The sequence below is a fragment of the uncultured Flavonifractor sp. genome (genome assembly GCF_944383115.1).
Classification (GTDB): Bacteria; Bacillota; Clostridia; order Oscillospirales; family Oscillospiraceae; genus Flavonifractor.
The window spans coordinates 1-16,242 of the sequence record NZ_CALWOJ010000043.1 but is presented as its reverse complement, the minus strand read 5'-3'; the positions used below and the strand labels follow the sequence as shown (position 1 = coordinate 16,242).

Annotated in this window: 17 protein-coding genes; 6 read left to right on the top strand and 11 right to left on the bottom strand. The window is 61.2% G+C overall.

The window, feature by feature from the left end; translation table 11 throughout:
• Window positions 1-608 (bottom strand): DMT family transporter (locus tag Q0K43_RS06310; protein ID WP_297289715.1); only part of this gene is annotated, 608 nt, incomplete at its 3' end.
• A 62-nt stretch (window positions 609-670) separates the two neighbouring features.
• Here Q0K43_RS06310 and Q0K43_RS06305 point away from each other — a divergent pair.
• Window positions 671-1,255, top strand: coding sequence for a DNA-3-methyladenine glycosylase (locus Q0K43_RS06305; protein WP_297289714.1), 585 nt, complete (start codon window positions 671-673; stop codon window positions 1,253-1,255).
• Window positions 1,252-1,884, top strand: a complete 633-nt coding sequence (locus Q0K43_RS06300) for an HAD family hydrolase (RefSeq protein ID WP_297289713.1) — start codon at window positions 1,252-1,254, stop codon at window positions 1,882-1,884. The genes Q0K43_RS06305 and Q0K43_RS06300 overlap by 4 nt, the downstream gene beginning before the upstream one ends.
• A gap of 36 nt (window positions 1,885-1,920) precedes the next feature.
• On the opposite strand, the gene Q0K43_RS06295 is transcribed toward Q0K43_RS06300, so the two are convergent.
• Window positions 1,921-4,341 (bottom strand): ATP-dependent helicase, encoded by a 2,421-nt coding sequence (locus Q0K43_RS06295; RefSeq protein ID WP_297289712.1) that lies wholly within the window; start codon window positions 4,339-4,341, stop codon window positions 1,921-1,923.
• 246 nt (window positions 4,342-4,587) lie between these two features.
• Between Q0K43_RS06295 and Q0K43_RS06290 the strand changes: the two genes are divergently transcribed.
• Both Q0K43_RS06290 and Q0K43_RS06285 read left to right on the top strand, forming a co-directional pair.
• Window positions 4,588-5,148, top strand: coding sequence for a GNAT family N-acetyltransferase (locus tag Q0K43_RS06290; RefSeq protein ID WP_297289711.1), 561 nt, complete (start codon window positions 4,588-4,590; stop codon window positions 5,146-5,148).
• On the top strand, window positions 5,149-6,465 hold the full coding sequence (locus Q0K43_RS06285) for a sodium-dependent transporter (protein ID WP_297289710.1): 1,317 nt from the start codon (window positions 5,149-5,151) through the stop codon (window positions 6,463-6,465).
• Between the two features lie 45 nt (window positions 6,466-6,510).
• Here Q0K43_RS06285 and spoIIR read toward each other — a convergent pair whose 3' ends face one another.
• The 9 genes from spoIIR to hprK form a co-directional block, all read right to left on the bottom strand.
• Window positions 6,511-7,143, bottom strand: a complete 633-nt coding sequence (gene spoIIR, locus Q0K43_RS06280; protein WP_297289709.1) for a stage II sporulation protein R — start codon at window positions 7,141-7,143, stop codon at window positions 6,511-6,513.
• A gap of 54 nt (window positions 7,144-7,197) precedes the next feature.
• Entirely contained in the window at window positions 7,198-8,079 is an 882-nt protein-coding gene (gene ispE / locus Q0K43_RS06275) for a 4-(cytidine 5'-diphospho)-2-C-methyl-D-erythritol kinase (RefSeq protein WP_297289708.1), read from the bottom strand.
• An 11-nt stretch (window positions 8,080-8,090) separates the two neighbouring features.
• Window positions 8,091-9,365: a DUF1015 domain-containing protein gene (locus Q0K43_RS06270; protein WP_297289707.1), complete on the bottom strand. Its 1,275-nt coding sequence runs from the start codon at window positions 9,363-9,365 to the stop codon at window positions 8,091-8,093.
• A gap of 38 nt (window positions 9,366-9,403) precedes the next feature.
• The gene (gene thrH, locus Q0K43_RS06265) at window positions 9,404-10,006 is read right to left on the bottom strand and encodes a bifunctional phosphoserine phosphatase/homoserine phosphotransferase ThrH (RefSeq protein ID WP_297289706.1); all 603 of its coding nucleotides are present in this window, start codon (window positions 10,004-10,006) and stop codon (window positions 9,404-9,406) included.
• Between the two features lie 13 nt (window positions 10,007-10,019).
• Window positions 10,020-11,213: a pyridoxal phosphate-dependent aminotransferase gene (locus Q0K43_RS06260; protein ID WP_297289705.1), complete on the bottom strand. Its 1,194-nt coding sequence runs from the start codon at window positions 11,211-11,213 to the stop codon at window positions 10,020-10,022.
• On the bottom strand, window positions 11,210-11,686 hold the full coding sequence (locus Q0K43_RS06255; protein ID WP_087331250.1) for an Lrp/AsnC family transcriptional regulator: 477 nt from the start codon (window positions 11,684-11,686) through the stop codon (window positions 11,210-11,212). Before Q0K43_RS06255 ends, Q0K43_RS06260 begins: the two co-directional genes overlap by 4 nt.
• A gap of 163 nt (window positions 11,687-11,849) precedes the next feature.
• Window positions 11,850-12,869, bottom strand: coding sequence for a hypothetical protein (locus Q0K43_RS06250; protein ID WP_297289704.1), 1,020 nt, complete (start codon window positions 12,867-12,869; stop codon window positions 11,850-11,852).
• Window positions 12,870-12,884: 15 nt separating this feature from the next.
• The gene (locus Q0K43_RS06245; protein WP_297289703.1) at window positions 12,885-14,327 is read right to left on the bottom strand and encodes an MBOAT family O-acyltransferase; all 1,443 of its coding nucleotides are present in this window, start codon (window positions 14,325-14,327) and stop codon (window positions 12,885-12,887) included.
• A gap of 89 nt (window positions 14,328-14,416) precedes the next feature.
• Complete coding sequence (gene hprK / locus Q0K43_RS06240) at window positions 14,417-15,370, bottom strand: HPr(Ser) kinase/phosphatase (protein WP_297289702.1); 954 nt, start codon at window positions 15,368-15,370, stop codon at window positions 14,417-14,419.
• A 256-nt stretch (window positions 15,371-15,626) separates the two neighbouring features.
• Here hprK and rpmB point away from each other — a divergent pair, with 256 nt between their 5' ends.
• Together rpmB and Q0K43_RS06230 are read left to right on the top strand one after the other, a co-directional pair.
• Complete coding sequence (gene rpmB, locus Q0K43_RS06235; protein ID WP_033116638.1) at window positions 15,627-15,815, top strand: 50S ribosomal protein L28; 189 nt, start codon at window positions 15,627-15,629, stop codon at window positions 15,813-15,815.
• Window positions 15,816-15,931: 116 nt separating this feature from the next.
• Window positions 15,932-16,242, top strand: a 311-nt coding sequence (locus Q0K43_RS06230) for a histidine triad nucleotide-binding protein (RefSeq protein ID WP_297289701.1), incomplete at its 3' end; no start/stop codon positions are given.

Here is a 16,242-nt window from a genome sequence, read left to right as displayed (position 1 = left end):
ACCAGCACGCCGATCCAGGAGAACACGGCAAAGCTGGCAAACTGGAGGGTGGTCAGGATGAAGATATCCCGGCCCTCGGAGAATTTGGACACCGCCACGATGTGGGCGGCAAAGAAGAAGCCGCCGATGAGGGTCAGCACGTCGCCCATGTTGAAGGCAGAGGCATTCTTGCCGGTAACCGACACCAGGCCGATGCCGATGATACACAGCAGGGCGGCGATGACGTTGAACTTATCCGGCCGGCGCTTGGCCACGATCCAATAGAGGAAGGGGACGATCACGCAATACACCGCGGTGAGGAAGGCGTTCTTGCCGGGGGTGGTCTGCTCCAGGCCGTAGGTCTGGAACGCATAGGCCACAAACAGGCAGAAGCCCATAACGGTACCGCCGATGAGATAGTGGCGATCCATCACCTTCCACCGCTTGATAAAGACGATGGCCAGAACAAGGGCGGCAAAGCTGAAGCGAATGGCCAGCAGCCAGAACGTAGGCAGCACATCCACGCTGTTCTTCATCACCACAAAGGAGCTGCCCCAAATGATGGTGGCCAGAATGATCAGCGGGGTGGCAAACTTGGCCAGGACGCTATTCTCGTTGGTCTGGTTCATGGTTGTACCTCTCCTTTACCTATGGTAAAATATAATTTGATCCCGACAAAGGGGGTATCCAAATGAAAAAGCTGGGGCGGGATTTCTTTGACCGGGACACCCTGGAGGTGGCCCGGGACTTATTGGGCAAATATCTGGTGCGGATGTGGGACGGCACGCCCCTGGTAGGCCGCATTACCGAGACCGAGGCCTATATCGGCCGCTGCGACAAGGCCTGCCACGCTTACGGCTATCGGCGCACCCCACGGACGGAAACCCTCTTCGCCCCGCCGGGTACCGCCTACATCTATCTGATCTACGGCATGTACCACTGCCTCAACTTTGTCACCGAGGCGGAGGGGGAACCCGCCGCCGTCCTGCTCCGGGGCCTGGAACCGGCGGAAGGGGTGACTCTTATGAGTCTCAACCGGTATTCCAAACTGCCGGGGGAGCTTACGCCCTATCAAAAGAAACATTTTCTGGACGGCCCGGGCAAACTATGCAAGGCCCTGGCCCTCACCCGGGCACAAAACGGCCTGGATCTGTGCGGCGAGGAGCTGTTCCTTCTGGACAGCGGCGAGGCGCCGCCCCCCTTCCGCACCGGCCCCCGCATCGGCATCGACTACGCCGAGGAGGCCGTTCACTTTCCCTGGAGGTTTTATGTATGATCCTGTTTGACTTTGACGGCACCCTGGTGGACTCCAACGGCGTGTGGGAGGAGGTGGACAACACCTTCCTGGCCCGCCGGGGTTTGACCCCCACCTGGGAGTACAGCGAGGCGGTGGGTCACTCCATCTTCCCTCTGGCCGCCCGGTTCACCATCGACTACTACCACTTGGACACCACGCCCCAGGCCGTCATGGACGAGTGGACCCAGCTGGGCCGTGAGGCCTACCTGTCCCAGGTACCCGCCAAAGAGGGGGCGCTGGCCTTTCTGGAGCAGTGCCGGCGGCAGGGGGAGGACATGGTCCTGCTCACCGCCTGCGTGCCGGAGTTCTGCCGGGCCGCTCTGAAGCGGCTGGATATGGACGGGTATTTTACCCAAATCATTTTTGTTCAGGAGCTGGGCATGGTGAAAAAGGACCCGGCCACCTTTGTCCATGTGCTGGAGCTGCTGGGTGCGAAACCGGAGGAGAGTACCCTGTACGAGGACTCCCCCGGCGCCTGCGCCGCCGCCAAGAAGGCGGGGCTGACGGTGGTGGGGGTGTACGACCCCTTCTACGCCCGGTACGAGGAAGAACTAAAAGGGCTGTGCCATCAATATATCCACAGTTTCACCCAGCTGCTGATCCCGTGATCCTCACCCGGGCCGCTTTGAAGCGGCCCGGATTTTTTATTCCCTGGTCATATATTGGGAGGCGGATTTCAGCATCAGTTTTTTGGTGCCCACGCTGTCAAAGGCAATCTCCACCAAAGCGTCTCCTCCCATCGGGGTGAGTTTGGTAATGAGGCCTTTGCCAAAGGCTTTGTGCCGCACCGTATCTCCCATATGGAAGCCATCGCCGGCCGCGGCGGGCTGTCCCGTCCCGGAAGAAGCGGAGGCGGCAGCCGGAGCCGTATGGCCCAGAGAAAAGCCGGGATCAAAGGTGCGGCGCACCGGGGCGGTCTTTCTTACGCTCCGCTCCCCCTCGCCGTAGGGCAGCCGGCCCGACTTTTCCACCAGTTCCGGGGGGATCTCCCCCAAAAAGCGGGAGGGCCGGTTGGCGTTGGTACGGCCGAAGAGCATGCGCTGGGCGGCGCAGGTCATGTGCAGCTTCTCCTTGGCACGGGTCATGGCCACATAGCAAAGTCGCCGCTCTTCCTCCATCTCCGCCGGCTCGCCAATGGCACGGATACCGGGGAAGATGCCCTCTTCCACACCCACCACAAAGACCACCGGGAACTCCAGGCCCTTGGCCGAGTGCATGGTCATCATGACCGCACAGTCCTCGCTGGGGTCGTGGCTGTCAATATCGGTATACAGGGCGATCTCGTCCAGGAAACCGGACAGGGAGGGTTCCTCCACCGCATTGTCCAGATAGTTCTGGATGGAGGTGGCCAGTTCCCGCACGTTCTCCAGTCGGGTGCGGTCCTCTATCGTATTCTTCTGCTCCAGCATGAGGGCATAGCCGGTACGGGCCACCACCTCTTCATAGAACTCCGGCAGAGGCAGTTCCCGGGACAGCTTCCGCAGATCGTCCATCAGTTCCGCAAACTGGCCCAGCTTGGGGGCCGCCTTTTGCAGCTCCGGCCAGTCTCTGGCGTGGCTGATGACCTCCCACAGGGACTTGCCCTCCGCCTGGGCAATGCTCTGGGCACGGTCCACTGTGGTGGCGCCAATGCCCCGGGGCGGGTTATTGATGATGCGGGACAGCCGCAGATCGTCGCCCGGGTTATTCACCGCGCTCAGGTAGGCCAGCATATCCTTGACCTCCGCCCGGTCAAAGAAGCGGATGCCGCCGATGATGCAGTAGGGGATGCCGTTGCGCTTGAAGGCCTGCTCCAGCTGGTTGGACTGGGCGTTCATGCGGTAAAGTACCGCGTGATCCTTCCAGCTGCGTCCGGCGGAATAGCCCGCCAGAATCTGGGCCGCCACATACTGGGCCTCGTCATGCTCGTTCATGGCGGTGTAGCACTGAACCTTGTCCCCTTCGCCGTGGTCGGTCCACAGCTCCTTGCCTTTACGGCCCTCATTGTTGCGGATCACCGCGTTGGAGGCCTCCAGAATATTTTTGGTGGAGCGGTAGTTCTGCTCCAGACGGATCACCCTGGCTCCCTTGTACTGCTGCTCGAAGGAGAGGATGTTTTCAATGGTGGCCCCCCGGAACCGGTAGATAGACTGGTCGTCATCCCCCACCACGCAGATATTTTCATAACCACCCGCCAGGGTGGAGGCCAGCAGGTATTGCAGATTGTTGGTGTCCTGATACTCGTCGATGAGGACGTAGCGGAACTTCTTCTGGTAGTAGGTCCGCACCTCCTCAAATTGCTGGAGCAGGCGCACCGTGTCCAGAATGATGTCGTCGAAGTCCAGGGCGTTGGCTTCCTTCAGCCGCCGCTCGTACTCCACATAGATCTTGGCGATCTTGATGAGCCGGAAGTCTCCCGCCTTCTCACACTGGGTCAGATAGTCCGCTCCGGAGAGCATGGCGTCTTTGGCCCGGGACAGGTAGCCCAGCACCGTGCGGGCGGAGAAGGTCTTGTCGTCCAGATCAAAGTCCTTCACAATGTCTTTGATGACCCGCTCGGAATCGGCGGTATCATAGATGGTAAAGGAGCTGTTGAACCCCAGCCGGTCAATATCCCGCCGCAGGATCCGCACGCAGGCGGAGTGGAAGGTGGAGGCCCACACATCGTTGGCGGCGGGGCCCAGCATCCGCTCCAGCCGCTCCTTCAGCTCCCCGGCGGCCTTGTTGGTGAAGGTGATGGCCAGAATGGACCAGGGTACCGCCGGGTCCATCCGGCACAGCCGCTCCTGCTCCCCCTTCTTCCCCGGATCGGGGTGGGCCACATAGTCCTCCAGGAAGGTCAGATCCTCCGGCCCCACCCAGGCGGGTACCTCGTCGCAGTCCGACCCCCGGCCATACTTCATCAGGTTGGCAATGCGGTGGATGAGTACCGTGGTCTTGCCGCTGCCCGCTCCCGCCAGCAGCAGCAGAGGCCCTTCGGTGGCCAGGGCGGCCTTCCGCTGCTCGGGATTGAGGCGGCCAAACTCCAGCTCAATGGCCGCCCGCCGGGCCTTACAAAAGCGCAGTTCCTCTTGGGTATTCAACATAGCGTTTTCAAGTCTCCCTTGGCAATGGGAGAGCCGCCCACAGGTGGACGGCTCCCTTTTCTGGTAATTCTATTGTACAAAAAACCGGCGGCCAGGTCAACCACCCATCGCGGAATCTTTTCAATGCGCAAACCGCATGCGGCCTCTCCGGGAGATTTTCCTGCTTTTGCGATTTAGGGTGCAAAGTGCCGACTCTTGTGCTATAATGCCAGTTACATGTGCGGATGGGAAAGGAGAGGGTCCTGGATGCGCCGTTTTGTCTTTCGCTCCCCCCGGCTGGGGTTTCTGGCCTGCGATCCGGCGCTGGCCCAGGCGGCGGCAGCATTCTACCGACGCAACCGGGCGGCTTTCGCGCCCTTTGATCCGGCCCAGCCCGAGGAGTTCTTTACGGCGGAGGGCCAGGCAGAGCGTCTGTCCTTTGACCTGGAGCAGGCCGAGGCGAGCCGCAGTTTCCGCTTCCTGCTGGTCCAGCCCCGGCACCCCGGCAAGATCATTGGCCTGGCCGGTCTCAACGAGATCGTGCGTGGGGCCTTCCAGTCCTGCTTTATCTCCTACAAGCTGGATCACACTCTCTGGGGACAGGGCTACGGCGCGGAGGCCATCGCCGCCCTCACCGAGTGGGGCTTCCGCAATCTGGGGCTGCACCGGGTGGAGGCCAACATCATGCCCCGTAATCTTCCCTCCCGCCGGGCGGCGGCCAGAGCCGGTTTTGAGGAGGAGGGGCTGGCTAAACGCTACCTCAAGATCAACGGGGTGTGGGAGGATCACATCCACATGGTACGCAGAAACGAGGAGGAGGATCTCTGAATGGAACACAACAAATCCGGCGGCAAGTTCACCAGCTCCCTGGGCTTTGTCCTGGCGGCGGTGGGCTCCGCCGTGGGCATGGGCAACATCTGGCTGTTCCCCTACCGGGTGGGACAGTACGGCGGCGGCGCTTTCCTGGTGCCTTACTTTATCTTCGTGGCCCTGTTCAGTTATGTTGGCCTGTCCGGCGAGTTTGCCCTGGGGCGGCTCACCGGCACCGGGGCGATGGGCTCCCTGGATCACGTTCTGAAATCCCGGGGCAAGAAGGGCGGCAAGCTGCTGGGTATTATCCCCCTGCTGGGTGTGCTGGGTATCGCCATCGGCTACTCAGTGGTGGTGGGCTGGGTCCTGCGGTACACCGCCGGGGCGGCCACCGGCGCCATCCTGAACAGCGATGCACAGGGCTTCTTCGATGCCCTGGCCGTCAACTTCGGTTCCATCCCCTGGCACCTGATCGCAGTGGCCTTTACGGTGGTCATTCTCATCTTCGGCGTGGCTTCCGGCATTGAGAAGCTGAGCAAGTTCATGATGCCCGCCTTCTTTATCCTGTTTCTCATCATCGCTATCCGGGTGGCCTTCCTCCCCGGCGCGGCGGAGGGCTACCTCTACCTGCTTCGGCCCGACTGGAGCTATCTGCTCAAGCCTGAGACCTGGGTGATGGCGATGGGACAGGCCTTCTTCTCCCTGTCCATCAACGGCGCTGGTATGCTGATCTACGGCAGCTATATGAAGAAGGACGAGAATATCCTGCGCCATGCAGGCATGACTGCCCTGCTGGACACGCTGGCCGCCTTGCTGGCGGGCTTTGCCATTCTCCCCGCCGTCTTTGCCTTCGGCATCGACCCCACCAGCGGCCCCGCCCTCATGTTCGTCACCCTGCCCCAGGTCTTTGCTCAAATGCCCGGCGGGCAGATCTTCGCGCTGCTTTTCTTCGTGTCGGTATTCTTCGCAGGCATTACCTCCCTGATGAATATGCTGGAGGCCTGCGGCGAGGCCCTCAGCTCCACCGGCAAGCTGTCCCGGCAGTGGGCCACCCTCATTGTGGGCGTGATCGCCTTCGTACCCGGCCTGTTCCTGGAGTCCCTGGCGGGCATGGGGGGCTGGATGGATCTCATCACCATCTACGTCTCCCCCTTCGGCGCCCTGCTGGTGGCGGTATGCATCTACTTCGTACTGCGGACAGACACCATCAAGGACGAGCTGGCCCTGGGCGGAAAGGGTCGCCCCGGCGTCTTCTTCACGGTCACCGCCCGGTTTTATGTACTGGTGGCGGCGGCTGTGTGGGTGCTGGGCATCTACTATGGCGGCATCGGCTGATCCAATTGCAAAAGACAGGTCCGGCTCTTTGCCGGACCCGTCTTTTTATGTGCCGCTGAGCCAGTGCTGGAACTGTTCCCACAGCTCAATGGCCTTGAACTTCACCACATACCCCTCGTCCTCGCCGGTGATAAGGGAGACCTGATCCGGGGTAAAGCCGTCGCTGAGGGCGGTCTGGGCGGCGGTCTCGCTGACCGAACCCAGGCAGAGGGGCGGGAACAGCACGCACCACCAGTTCTGACCTGCACCTTCGCCGATCACCACCCGCAGGGCGGTGTACTCCCCGGCGGGCAGGGCGAAATCTGTGTACTGCTTGGTGGGAAACCAGTAGTTGTCCTCCAGGGATACCGTTACCGGATACTGATATCCCTCCTCCGCCACCTGCTGAGCGCCGGCGGCTGCTATGTTGGCCAGATGGTCGGTCAGGGTTGCTCTGGTCTCCTCCAGGGTGGCCCCCGGCACGAAATAATCCGCCGCCACACCCAGCACCTTGTCCCGCACCTTCAGCTTCAGGGCCTGGTCGGCCTCCGAGTCGGAGTTGGCCAGCACATGCAGGCGGATCACCTGGTCGGCCAGGGCGGCCTGGCTCCGGTCCAGCCATACCCCTGCCAGGGCCGCAAAGGCTACCCCCAACAATAAAGCCAGCTCCCACCGGCGCAATGTCTTGCTCTGCTTCATAAAAAATCACCGTCCACATTGGATTGCCTCCATTGTGGACGGTGATCTTTGTTTTTATACCTGTTCCAGCAGATTTCCCACAGTCTGCGTCAAAAAAGTCTCGGGATACTGCTCTCTCAGGGCGGCAAAGGCACTCTCGGCCCCCGTCCGGCTTTCAAACAGGCCGAACACGGTGGGGCCGGTGCCGCTCATGGACGCGCCCAGGGCTCCGTGCTGGATCATGAGGTTTTTGATGGCGTCGATCTCCTGGGCCCGGCGGGGCGGCAGGGCGTCCTCAAACACATTATACATCCGGCGGGCCACGCCCACCAGATCCCCCTGCCCCAGGGCCGTCAGCAGGCCGGCGGTATCCGGCCTGCGCCGGATGCGGCAGCCGTCCAGGGTGCGGAACAGCTCCGGGGTAGATACGGAGAAGGCCGGCTTGCACAGCACCACCAGACAGGACGGCAGGGCAGGCAGATCCGTGAGGATCTCCCCCCTCCCCTCCGCCAGGGCGGTACCGCCCCGGACGCAGTAGGGTACGTCGGAACCCACCAGTGCGCCGATCTCCTCCAGCCGCGTTCCGGTCAGGCCCAGGCCCAGCAGCCCGTTCAGCCCCCGGAGTACGGCGGCGGCATCGGCGCTGCCGCCCGCCAGGCCGGCACACACCGGGATGGTCTTGTCCAGCCGGATGGACAGCCCGCCGTGGTCCACCCCCGCCGCTTCGCACAGCCGCAGGGCGGCGGCGGCAGCCAGATTGTGTTCGTTGGCAGGCAAAAAGCCCAGATTGCTCTCCATCCGCAGGGGCTGCCCGGTGCCGGTCTCCAGGCGCAGGGTATCGGTCACCCCCACCGTCTGCATCACCATCCGCATGTCGTGGTAGCCGTCGGGCCGCTTCCCCAGCACGTCCAGGGAGAGATTCAGTTTGGCGTAGGCTCTGACCTCAGTTGCCGCCATGAGCGTCCTCCTTATCGGATCTTGCGGGCCTCCAGATAGAACCGCTTGTCGTGGGCCTCCCCCATGGAGAAGGTCTTGCGGGGCAAGGCCCCATCGTGGATCACCGTGGGGAAGAGCTGGTCTTTCCCCATAGCGGGCAGCAGGAAGGCCAGGTTGCCCGGCCGGGCCGCCAGGGTACGGGCCACATCAGCGCCGTGGATATAGTCAATGCGTCCGCCCCGCTCCTTGATGTATGTATCCAGGAAGGGCTGGAGGGTACCCACTTCCAGCTGGGCGGCGGGATGAGGTACCGTGACCGCCCCCTGTCCACCCCCATGGACGTAGCGGAGGACATGGCCCTCCCCTTCTCCCAGAAACGCGCCGGGGAAGGCGTCCAACAGGGCCTTCAGCACCTGCTCCGGCTCCACACCGAAAAGGACCCGGTGGATGGCCTCAAATTCCAGGGCCGGGTCGTGGAGATTCACCAGTTCGCATAGGGCAAAGCGGGCGGGCAGGCTGTCCCAGTGTTCCCGGGGAGTCAGCTTCTTCTGCCGCTCGTAGCACTCCTTGGCGGTAGCCAGGGAGTGGTTGCCGTCGCCCACGGCAAAGGCCATCACATCCTCCGCGCCGTACTTGGCACGGAAGGCGGCGGGGTCGACCAGGGCGGACAGGGCGTGGGCCACCATAGCCATACTTTCCCCGTCCAGCAGCCAGCCGGTGATATGGCCGCCCCGCTCCATCAGGTCGAAGTCGTACACCTGCTCCATCTGGTCTTTCCGGGCGGCCAGCGGCTCAATGACCGTCTTTTGGGGATCGTCGGTCAGCAGCATGACGTGGGGCAGTTCCAGAGGGGCGTTCTTCCGCACCGCCACCCGGGGCGGGATGCGGGACATGACGGTACCCTCGGTGGCCCGGACGGCGGCCCCGGAACCGGGCTCATAGTCGTACTGCTCCAGATCCACCATACCCACCAGGCCCCGGCGCACCTTCAGGTTGTCCAGCCGCCGCTCCACATAGATGAGGGCGTTGGGGAAGGTCTTGAACCGCTCCTCCCGGAGGTAGCGGGTCATGGTGTTGTTGACCTCCATGATATCGGTCTCCACGTTGGGGCCGTCCAGACAGCTCTCGGGCAGGATGAGACGCAGGGTGGAGGGCGCCGCGCCTACATATTCCTCCACCCGCTGCCAGTAGTCCGGCTGGGAGGTGTACTGATCGCAGGCCACCACCGACCACTTGCGGTATTCGCACTCCCGGGGCAGCAGGATGTCCGCCGGCCGGAAGGCCAGGCTGTCAAATTGCCGCAGCATATCGCTCACTCGCTTCCAGCATGTAGTTTGGGTGGTACTCAGTCCATGGCCCTCCGAATGGCGGAGAGCAGATCGGGGAACTCCTCGTAAGCAGGCAGTTCCGGATGATCGGCCTTGATCTGGTCGGTACTCTTAAAGAGGAAGCCCGCGCGGCTGGCCTGGATCATGCCCAGATCGTTGAAGCTGTCCCCGGCGGCGATGGTATCGTAGCCGATGGATTGGAGGGCCTTCACCGTGGTCAGCTTGGACTGGGGGCAGCGCATTTTAAATCCGGTAATAGTACCGTCGGAGGCCACTTCCAGGGTGTTGCACATCAGGGTGGGCCAGCCCAGCTTCTTCATCAGGGGCTGGGCAAACTGCTCAAAGGTATCGCTGAGGATGATCACCTGGCTGAAGGAGCGCAGCTCATCCAGAAATTCCTTGGCGCCGGGCAGCGGATCAATACCGGCGATGGTCTGCTGGATCTCCTTGAGACCCAGGCCATGCTCTCTCAGCACGTCCAGGCGGAAGTTCATCAGCTTGTTGTAGTCGGGCTCGTCCCGGGTGGTGCGGCGCAGCTCCGGAATACCGGCAGCCTCGGAAAAGGCGATCCAGATCTCAGGGACCAGAACCCCCTCCATGTCCAGACAGGTGATATACATACCCGCTCCTCCTTTATTCTTCCCTGGCTCTGGCCTGCTTTTTCTTCAGGTTGGTCAGGAAGTTGTCCAGCCGGGTCAGTGCCTCGGCAATATCCTTCATGGAGGTGGCGTAGCAGCAGCGGACAAAGCCCTCGCCGCCGGCGCCGAAGGCCGACCCGGCGATGACCGCCACCTTCTCCTCCATCAAAAACCGCTCGCAGAACTCGTCGGAGGTCAGTCCGGTACCCCGGATGTCGGGGAACACATAGAAGGCGCCCCGGGGCTCAAAGCAGGGCAGGCCGATGCGGCGCAGGCCCTCCACCAGATAACGGCGGCGGCCATCGTACTCGTCCCGCATATGCTCGATGTCGCTATCGCCGTTGCGCATGGCCTCAATGGCGGCATACTGGCTGACCGTGGGGGCGGACATGATGCCGAACTGATGGAGTTTCAGCATCTGTTTGATAATGGGGGCCGGCCCGCAGACGTAGCCCATCCGCCAGCCGGTCATGGCATGGCTCTTGGAGAAGCCGTTGACTACAATGGTACGCTCGTACATGTCCGGCAGGTTGGCCATAGATACATGGTGCTGGCCATAGGTCAGCTCGGCATAGATCTCGTCGGAGAGTACCATGATGTCGGTGCCCCGCAGCACATCCGCAATGGCCTCCAGATCCTCCCGGGCCATAACGCCGCCGGTGGGGTTGGAGGGGAAGGGCAGCACCAGCACCTTGGTGCGGGGGGTGATGGCGGCTTTCAGCTGCTCGGGGGTGAGGCGAAACTCGTTCTCCGCCTTCAGTTCCACATACACCGGGGTACCGCCTGCCATAGAGGTCAGGGGCCCGTAGCACACAAAGGAGGGTACCGGCACGATGACCTCGTCGCCGGGATTGAGCAGGCAGCGCAGCGTCAGGTCAATGGCCTCGCTGCCGCCTACGGTAACCACAATCTGGCTTGCAAAGTCATAGTGCAGATCAAAGCGGCGGTTCAGATAGGCGGCGATCTCCCGCCGCAGCTCGGCCATACCGGCGTTGCCGGTATACTTGGTAAAGCCCTTCTCCAGGGAATAAATGCCCGCATCCCGGATGTGCCAGGGGGTTACAAAGTCAGGCTCGCCGATGCCCAGGGAGATGGCGTCCTTCATCTCCTCCAGAATGTCAAAAAAGCGGCGGATGCCCGAAGGCTTGATATCCTGGATGCGCTTGCACAGTATCTCGTCGTAATTCATGAGAAAATCCACTCCTTCGGCTGCTTCTCCTGCTTTTCAAAGATCAGGTGCTTCTCCTTATACTTGTGCAGGATGAAATGAGTGGCGGTTCCGGTGACGTCCTCCAGGGTGGACAGGCGCTCCCCCACGAACTGGGCCACTTCCTTCAGGGTGCGGCCGGAGATGATCACGGTCAGGTCAAAGGCGCCGCTCATGAGGTAGACGCTCTCCACCTCGTCATACTGGTAGATCCGCTCGGCCACACGGTCGAATCCCTCGCCCCGCTGTGGGGTAACCTTGACCTCGATCAGGGCGGTAACCGCCTCCCGGTCGGTGCGGTCCCAGTCCACAATGGCCTTGTAGCCCAGAATAATTTTTTCATCCTCGTACCGCTTGATTTCCGCCTTCACGTCCTCCACGGACATGTCGGCCATGGATGCAAGCTGTTCGGGGGTCAAAGTACAGTCCTGTTCCAAAAGCTGGAGCAATTTCATAGCTGCGCTCCCTCCTTCTTAAATCAGCAATTCACACAGGCCTGAAAAGGCCTATTTTTGTTATTATATACTGGCAGTTTCGGAAATACAATAGCGCAGGCCGAAACTTCCCACACCATGTTTTATACAGAAAAATCAGGCTTTGATGGGCGTTTTTTGCACATCATTTCTGATTCTCCGCTCGCCACCAGGCGGCCGATTTCGCCCAGGCGGCGGCGTTTTCCTCTGTCTGGGTTCTGGGGACCAGCCCCACCTCGTCAGTCAGGAATCTGCCCAGCCAGGCAGAGAAGATGGCTGCCCCGTCCTTGTTCAGATGGCCGCCGTCGTAGAGATGCTCCGTGGGGATCAGCCCCATCTCCTCAAAGCCGTCCGACCAGTCATACACCAGCGTCCCGGCGTCCAGGGCCAGAATGTCCGCCTTGTTGCGGGCGTAGGCCTCCGGCGTGCAGCGGGTATAACTTGGGTTAAAGGTGACAATGGGCTGCGCCCCATGCGCCCGGCAGAGGGCCAGGATCTTGCCCAGCCACTCCAAATTGGAGGCATAATCCTCTTCCGATACCGTGCGGTCGTGGACAAAGGGGGTTTCCCCCACCCCATCCAGCACCTGGTCAATGGGCGTAAAGCCCTTATAGTGATTGGCCTCAACAGGCCGGATTGCCTTTTTCAGGTCGCTCTTGCCCACCTCCTTCCAGCGGCTGTGGTAGAGGGAAAGATCAAAGAGCAGCCCGGTCCGCAAATTCTCCTCAGACGCCGTAAAGATAGCGCCCAGTTTGTTGACCGAGAAGGGCATCTGGCTCACATTCTGCTGGGTGTAGTTCTGGTACTCCTTAAAGTACAGCGAGGTACCCTCCAGCACCACGGCGGAGGGGGACTGGGTGCGGAAGATCTCCTCCAGATACCAGTAGGTGATGGACAGGGGCTGTTCCGAACCCGCCATCACATACCCCGTCAGACCGGAGACATCGTACACCACCGAGGGATTGAAATCGCAGTAGGCAAAGGAGCTGCCCAGGTAGATCACATCCAGGCTGTCCTCCGGTTCCGCCCGGAAGGAACTCCAGGTGGCGCCGTACATGGTCTGGGCGGGCCGCAGCACGTCGGAGACGAAGTTGATCATCACTGCCGTCAGCAGCAGAAACAGGAGGGCAAAGAAGCACTCTTTCCCCTTGTTCAGGCGCTTCATTGGTGTATCCCCTCCTTAAAAGCTGAATCCATACATGAAATCCTGGGCATCGTACCCCGCCCCATAGCTGCCGAAGATCAGGCAGCCGAAGAGCAGCACCCACAGGATGCACCACCGTACCAGCCGGGGCTGTTGCAGATAGGTTTTCCACAGATTGTATCGCTTGCTCAACAAATCCACCAGCAAGAGCAGCAGCAGGCCCGCTGCGGCGGCCAGCAGCTCCCACCGGTCCAGGCCCATGCTCTGGCGCACCCACAGGGGGCCGTGGAGCATCCCGCCCAGCACCGCCAGGGCATTGGACAGAGAGCTGGCCTTGAAGAACACCCAGGCCACCGTAGCCAGCAAGAAGGTGACCAAAACCTGCACACCATGACGGAATGGGCCGTCCTCCCTGATGTGGAGCAGTCGGTACCCGCCGTCCCGCAGGGGCGCGGTGACCGCCCCCATCACCTGATAGAGGCCGTTGAGCAAGCCCCACACCACAAAGGTCATGGCCGCCCCGTGCCACAAACCGCTGACCGCAAAGACGATGAGTACATTCAGATATTTCCGGGCGGTACCTCGCCGGGAGCCGCCCAAGGGGATGTAGAGGTAGTCCCGGAACCAGCTGGACAGGGACATATGCCACCGCCGCCAGAATTCCGCAATGGACCGGGAAAAGTAGGGTGTGTCGAAGTTCTCCCGCAGGGTGAAGCCCATGCTGTGGGCCATTCCCAGGGCCATATCGGTGTAGGAGGAGAAATCACAATAGATCTGGAGGGAGAAGGCCACCGCCGCTCCCATCACCTGCACCGCGCCAAAGGTCTCCGGCGCGGCGAAGATGGTGTTGACCAGCACCGCCAATCGGTCGGCCAGCACCATTTTCTTAAAAGCACCCCACAAAAAGCGCACCAGTCCCTCCCGGAACTTGTCCCAGTCAAAGGGGTGGGGCTGCCGGAACTGAGGGGTCAGCTCCCCCGCCCGACCGATGGGGCCGGACACCACCTGGGGGAAGAAGGAGAGAAACAGGGCGTGGAGCAGGAAATTGCGCTGGGCCTCCGCCTTGCCCCGCCATACGTCGATCACATAGCCCATGGCCTGGAACAGGTAGAAGGAGATGCCCACCGGCAGCACGATGTCCAGCACCGGTACGTTCCAGACCATCCCCATGCCATGAAGAACTTCTCCCACCATAGAGAGGGCGAAATTGACATATTTAAAGAGGAAGAGCAGCACCACGTCGGTCAGCAGGCAGAGGGCCAGCACCCACCGCCGCTTCTTCCTTCCCAATGCCATCCCCGCCCCATAGGAGGTGAGGATGACAAAGAGCAGCAGGGTGAGATAGACCGGCTTGGCACACAGATAGAAAAACCAGCTGGCCAGCAGCAGCCACAGGTTCCGCGCCTTCCGGGGCAGCAGAAAATAGCCCAGCGCCGTTACCGGGAAGAAGCAGAGAAATGGCAGCGACAAAAAGGTCATGTGCGGTCACATCCTTTAAAAAGGCCCGCCGGGCTTTGCTTCGGAGCGGACAGCTCCAAAGTCCGCCGCGGCGGGCCGCATCTGCGGGATTACTTGTTCATCTGGGCGCTCATGGCCTGGTCAAAGTGTTCGTTGATCTGCTTGGTGAACTCCAGCGCGGCGTTGTAGCCCATCTTCTTGTGGCGGTTGTTCATGGCCGCCACCTCGATGATAACCGCCAGGTTCCGGCCCGGCTTCACCGGGATGGTGAGGGAGGGCACCTGCACGTCCAGAATGGTGGTGTACAGGTTCTCCAGGCCCAGCCGGTCGTACATGGCCCCGTCCTTCCACTGCTCCAGGTTGATGACCATGTCGATCTCCGCCTCTTCCTTGACGGCGCTCATACCGAACAGCCGGCGCACATCGATGACGCCGATGCCCCGCAGCTCGATATAGTGGCGGATCAGCTCGGGGGCGGTACCCATCAGGCCGCCGGTGACGGTCTGCTTGATCTCCACCGCGTCGTCGGCAATGAGGCGGTGGCCCCGCTTCACCAGCTCGATGGCGGTCTCGCTCTTACCTACGCCGGACTCGCCCAGCAGCAGCACGCCTTCGCCGTACACCTCCACCAGCACACCGTGGCGGGTGATGCGGGGGGCCAGATAGGATTTCAGGGAGGCGATGATGGTACTCATCAGCACGCTGGTGGTATCCTGGCTGCGCAGTACCGTACGATCATACTTCTCCGCCATCTCCATGCACTCGGGATAGGGATCGATCCCCCGGGAGATGATGAGGGCGGGGATATCCTGGCTGAGCAGCTGCTCAAAGCTCTCCCGCCGCTGGTCCGCCGTCAGGCCGGAGAGGTAGGTATCCTCCACCTTGCCGATGACCTGGAGCCGGTGGGGATCAAAATAGTCAAAAAAACCGGTGAGCTGCAGACCGGGGCGGTTCACATCCTCGGTGCAGATGGCCTGATCCTCATAGCCGACAGCGCCCCGCAGCACCTCCAGGTTGAACTTTTTGATCAGCTCGCCCAGTTTGACGGTGTATAAACTCTCCATGCCGCTACCTCCTGTACCCTTTGCTTCCTCTCCCTGGCGACAGGGAGAGTTTGTCCATAGTGGCCTTATTATAGCATTCCTTTTTCTTCAATTCAACCGGCAAGCCCCGCCTGCCTGCCGCCCTCCGGGCCGCAGATCCCGCCGGGAAATTTCCCAGGCATTTTTGAAAAAACACTTGCTTTTTTTGCAAACATCTGCTATCATATCGTTCGATGCTTTTATAAGCGTATCCTGACGAGCGAGGAGGTATAAGCGAATGGCCAAATGTGAATTTTGCGACAAGGGCGTTGTGTTCGGCATTCAGGTGTCCCACTCTCACCGCCGCTCCAACCGCCCCTGGAAGCCCAATGTGAAGCGCGTCAAGGCGATCGTCAACGGCACGCCCAAGCACGTTTATGTGTGCACCAGATGCCTCCGTTCGGGTAAGGTCACCCGCGCCGTGTGATGAATCATAGAAAAAGGACTGCCCTGAGCGGGGTGGTCCTTTTTTCGTTCCAGACATGACAAATCCTTCTGCATGTGGTATACTCATACCAGCTTTACAAGTGAGGAGGTCCTGCTATGAGCGACTGTCTGTTCTGTAAGATCGCCGCCGGGGAGATCCCGTCCAACAAGGTCTACGAGGACGATCAGGTCTTTGCCTTCTACGACATTGATCCCCAGGCGCCCACCCATTTCCTGGTGATCCCCAAGGCCCACATCGGCTCCTGCGGCGAGATCACCGCCGACAACGCCGGCGTGGTGGCCCATATCTTTGAGGTCATTTCCAACGTGACCGCCCAGCTGGGCATTACCGACTTCCGGGTGGTGTCCAACTGCGGGGAGCAGGCGGGCCAGTCCGTCCACCATCTGCACTTCCATGTGCTGGCGGG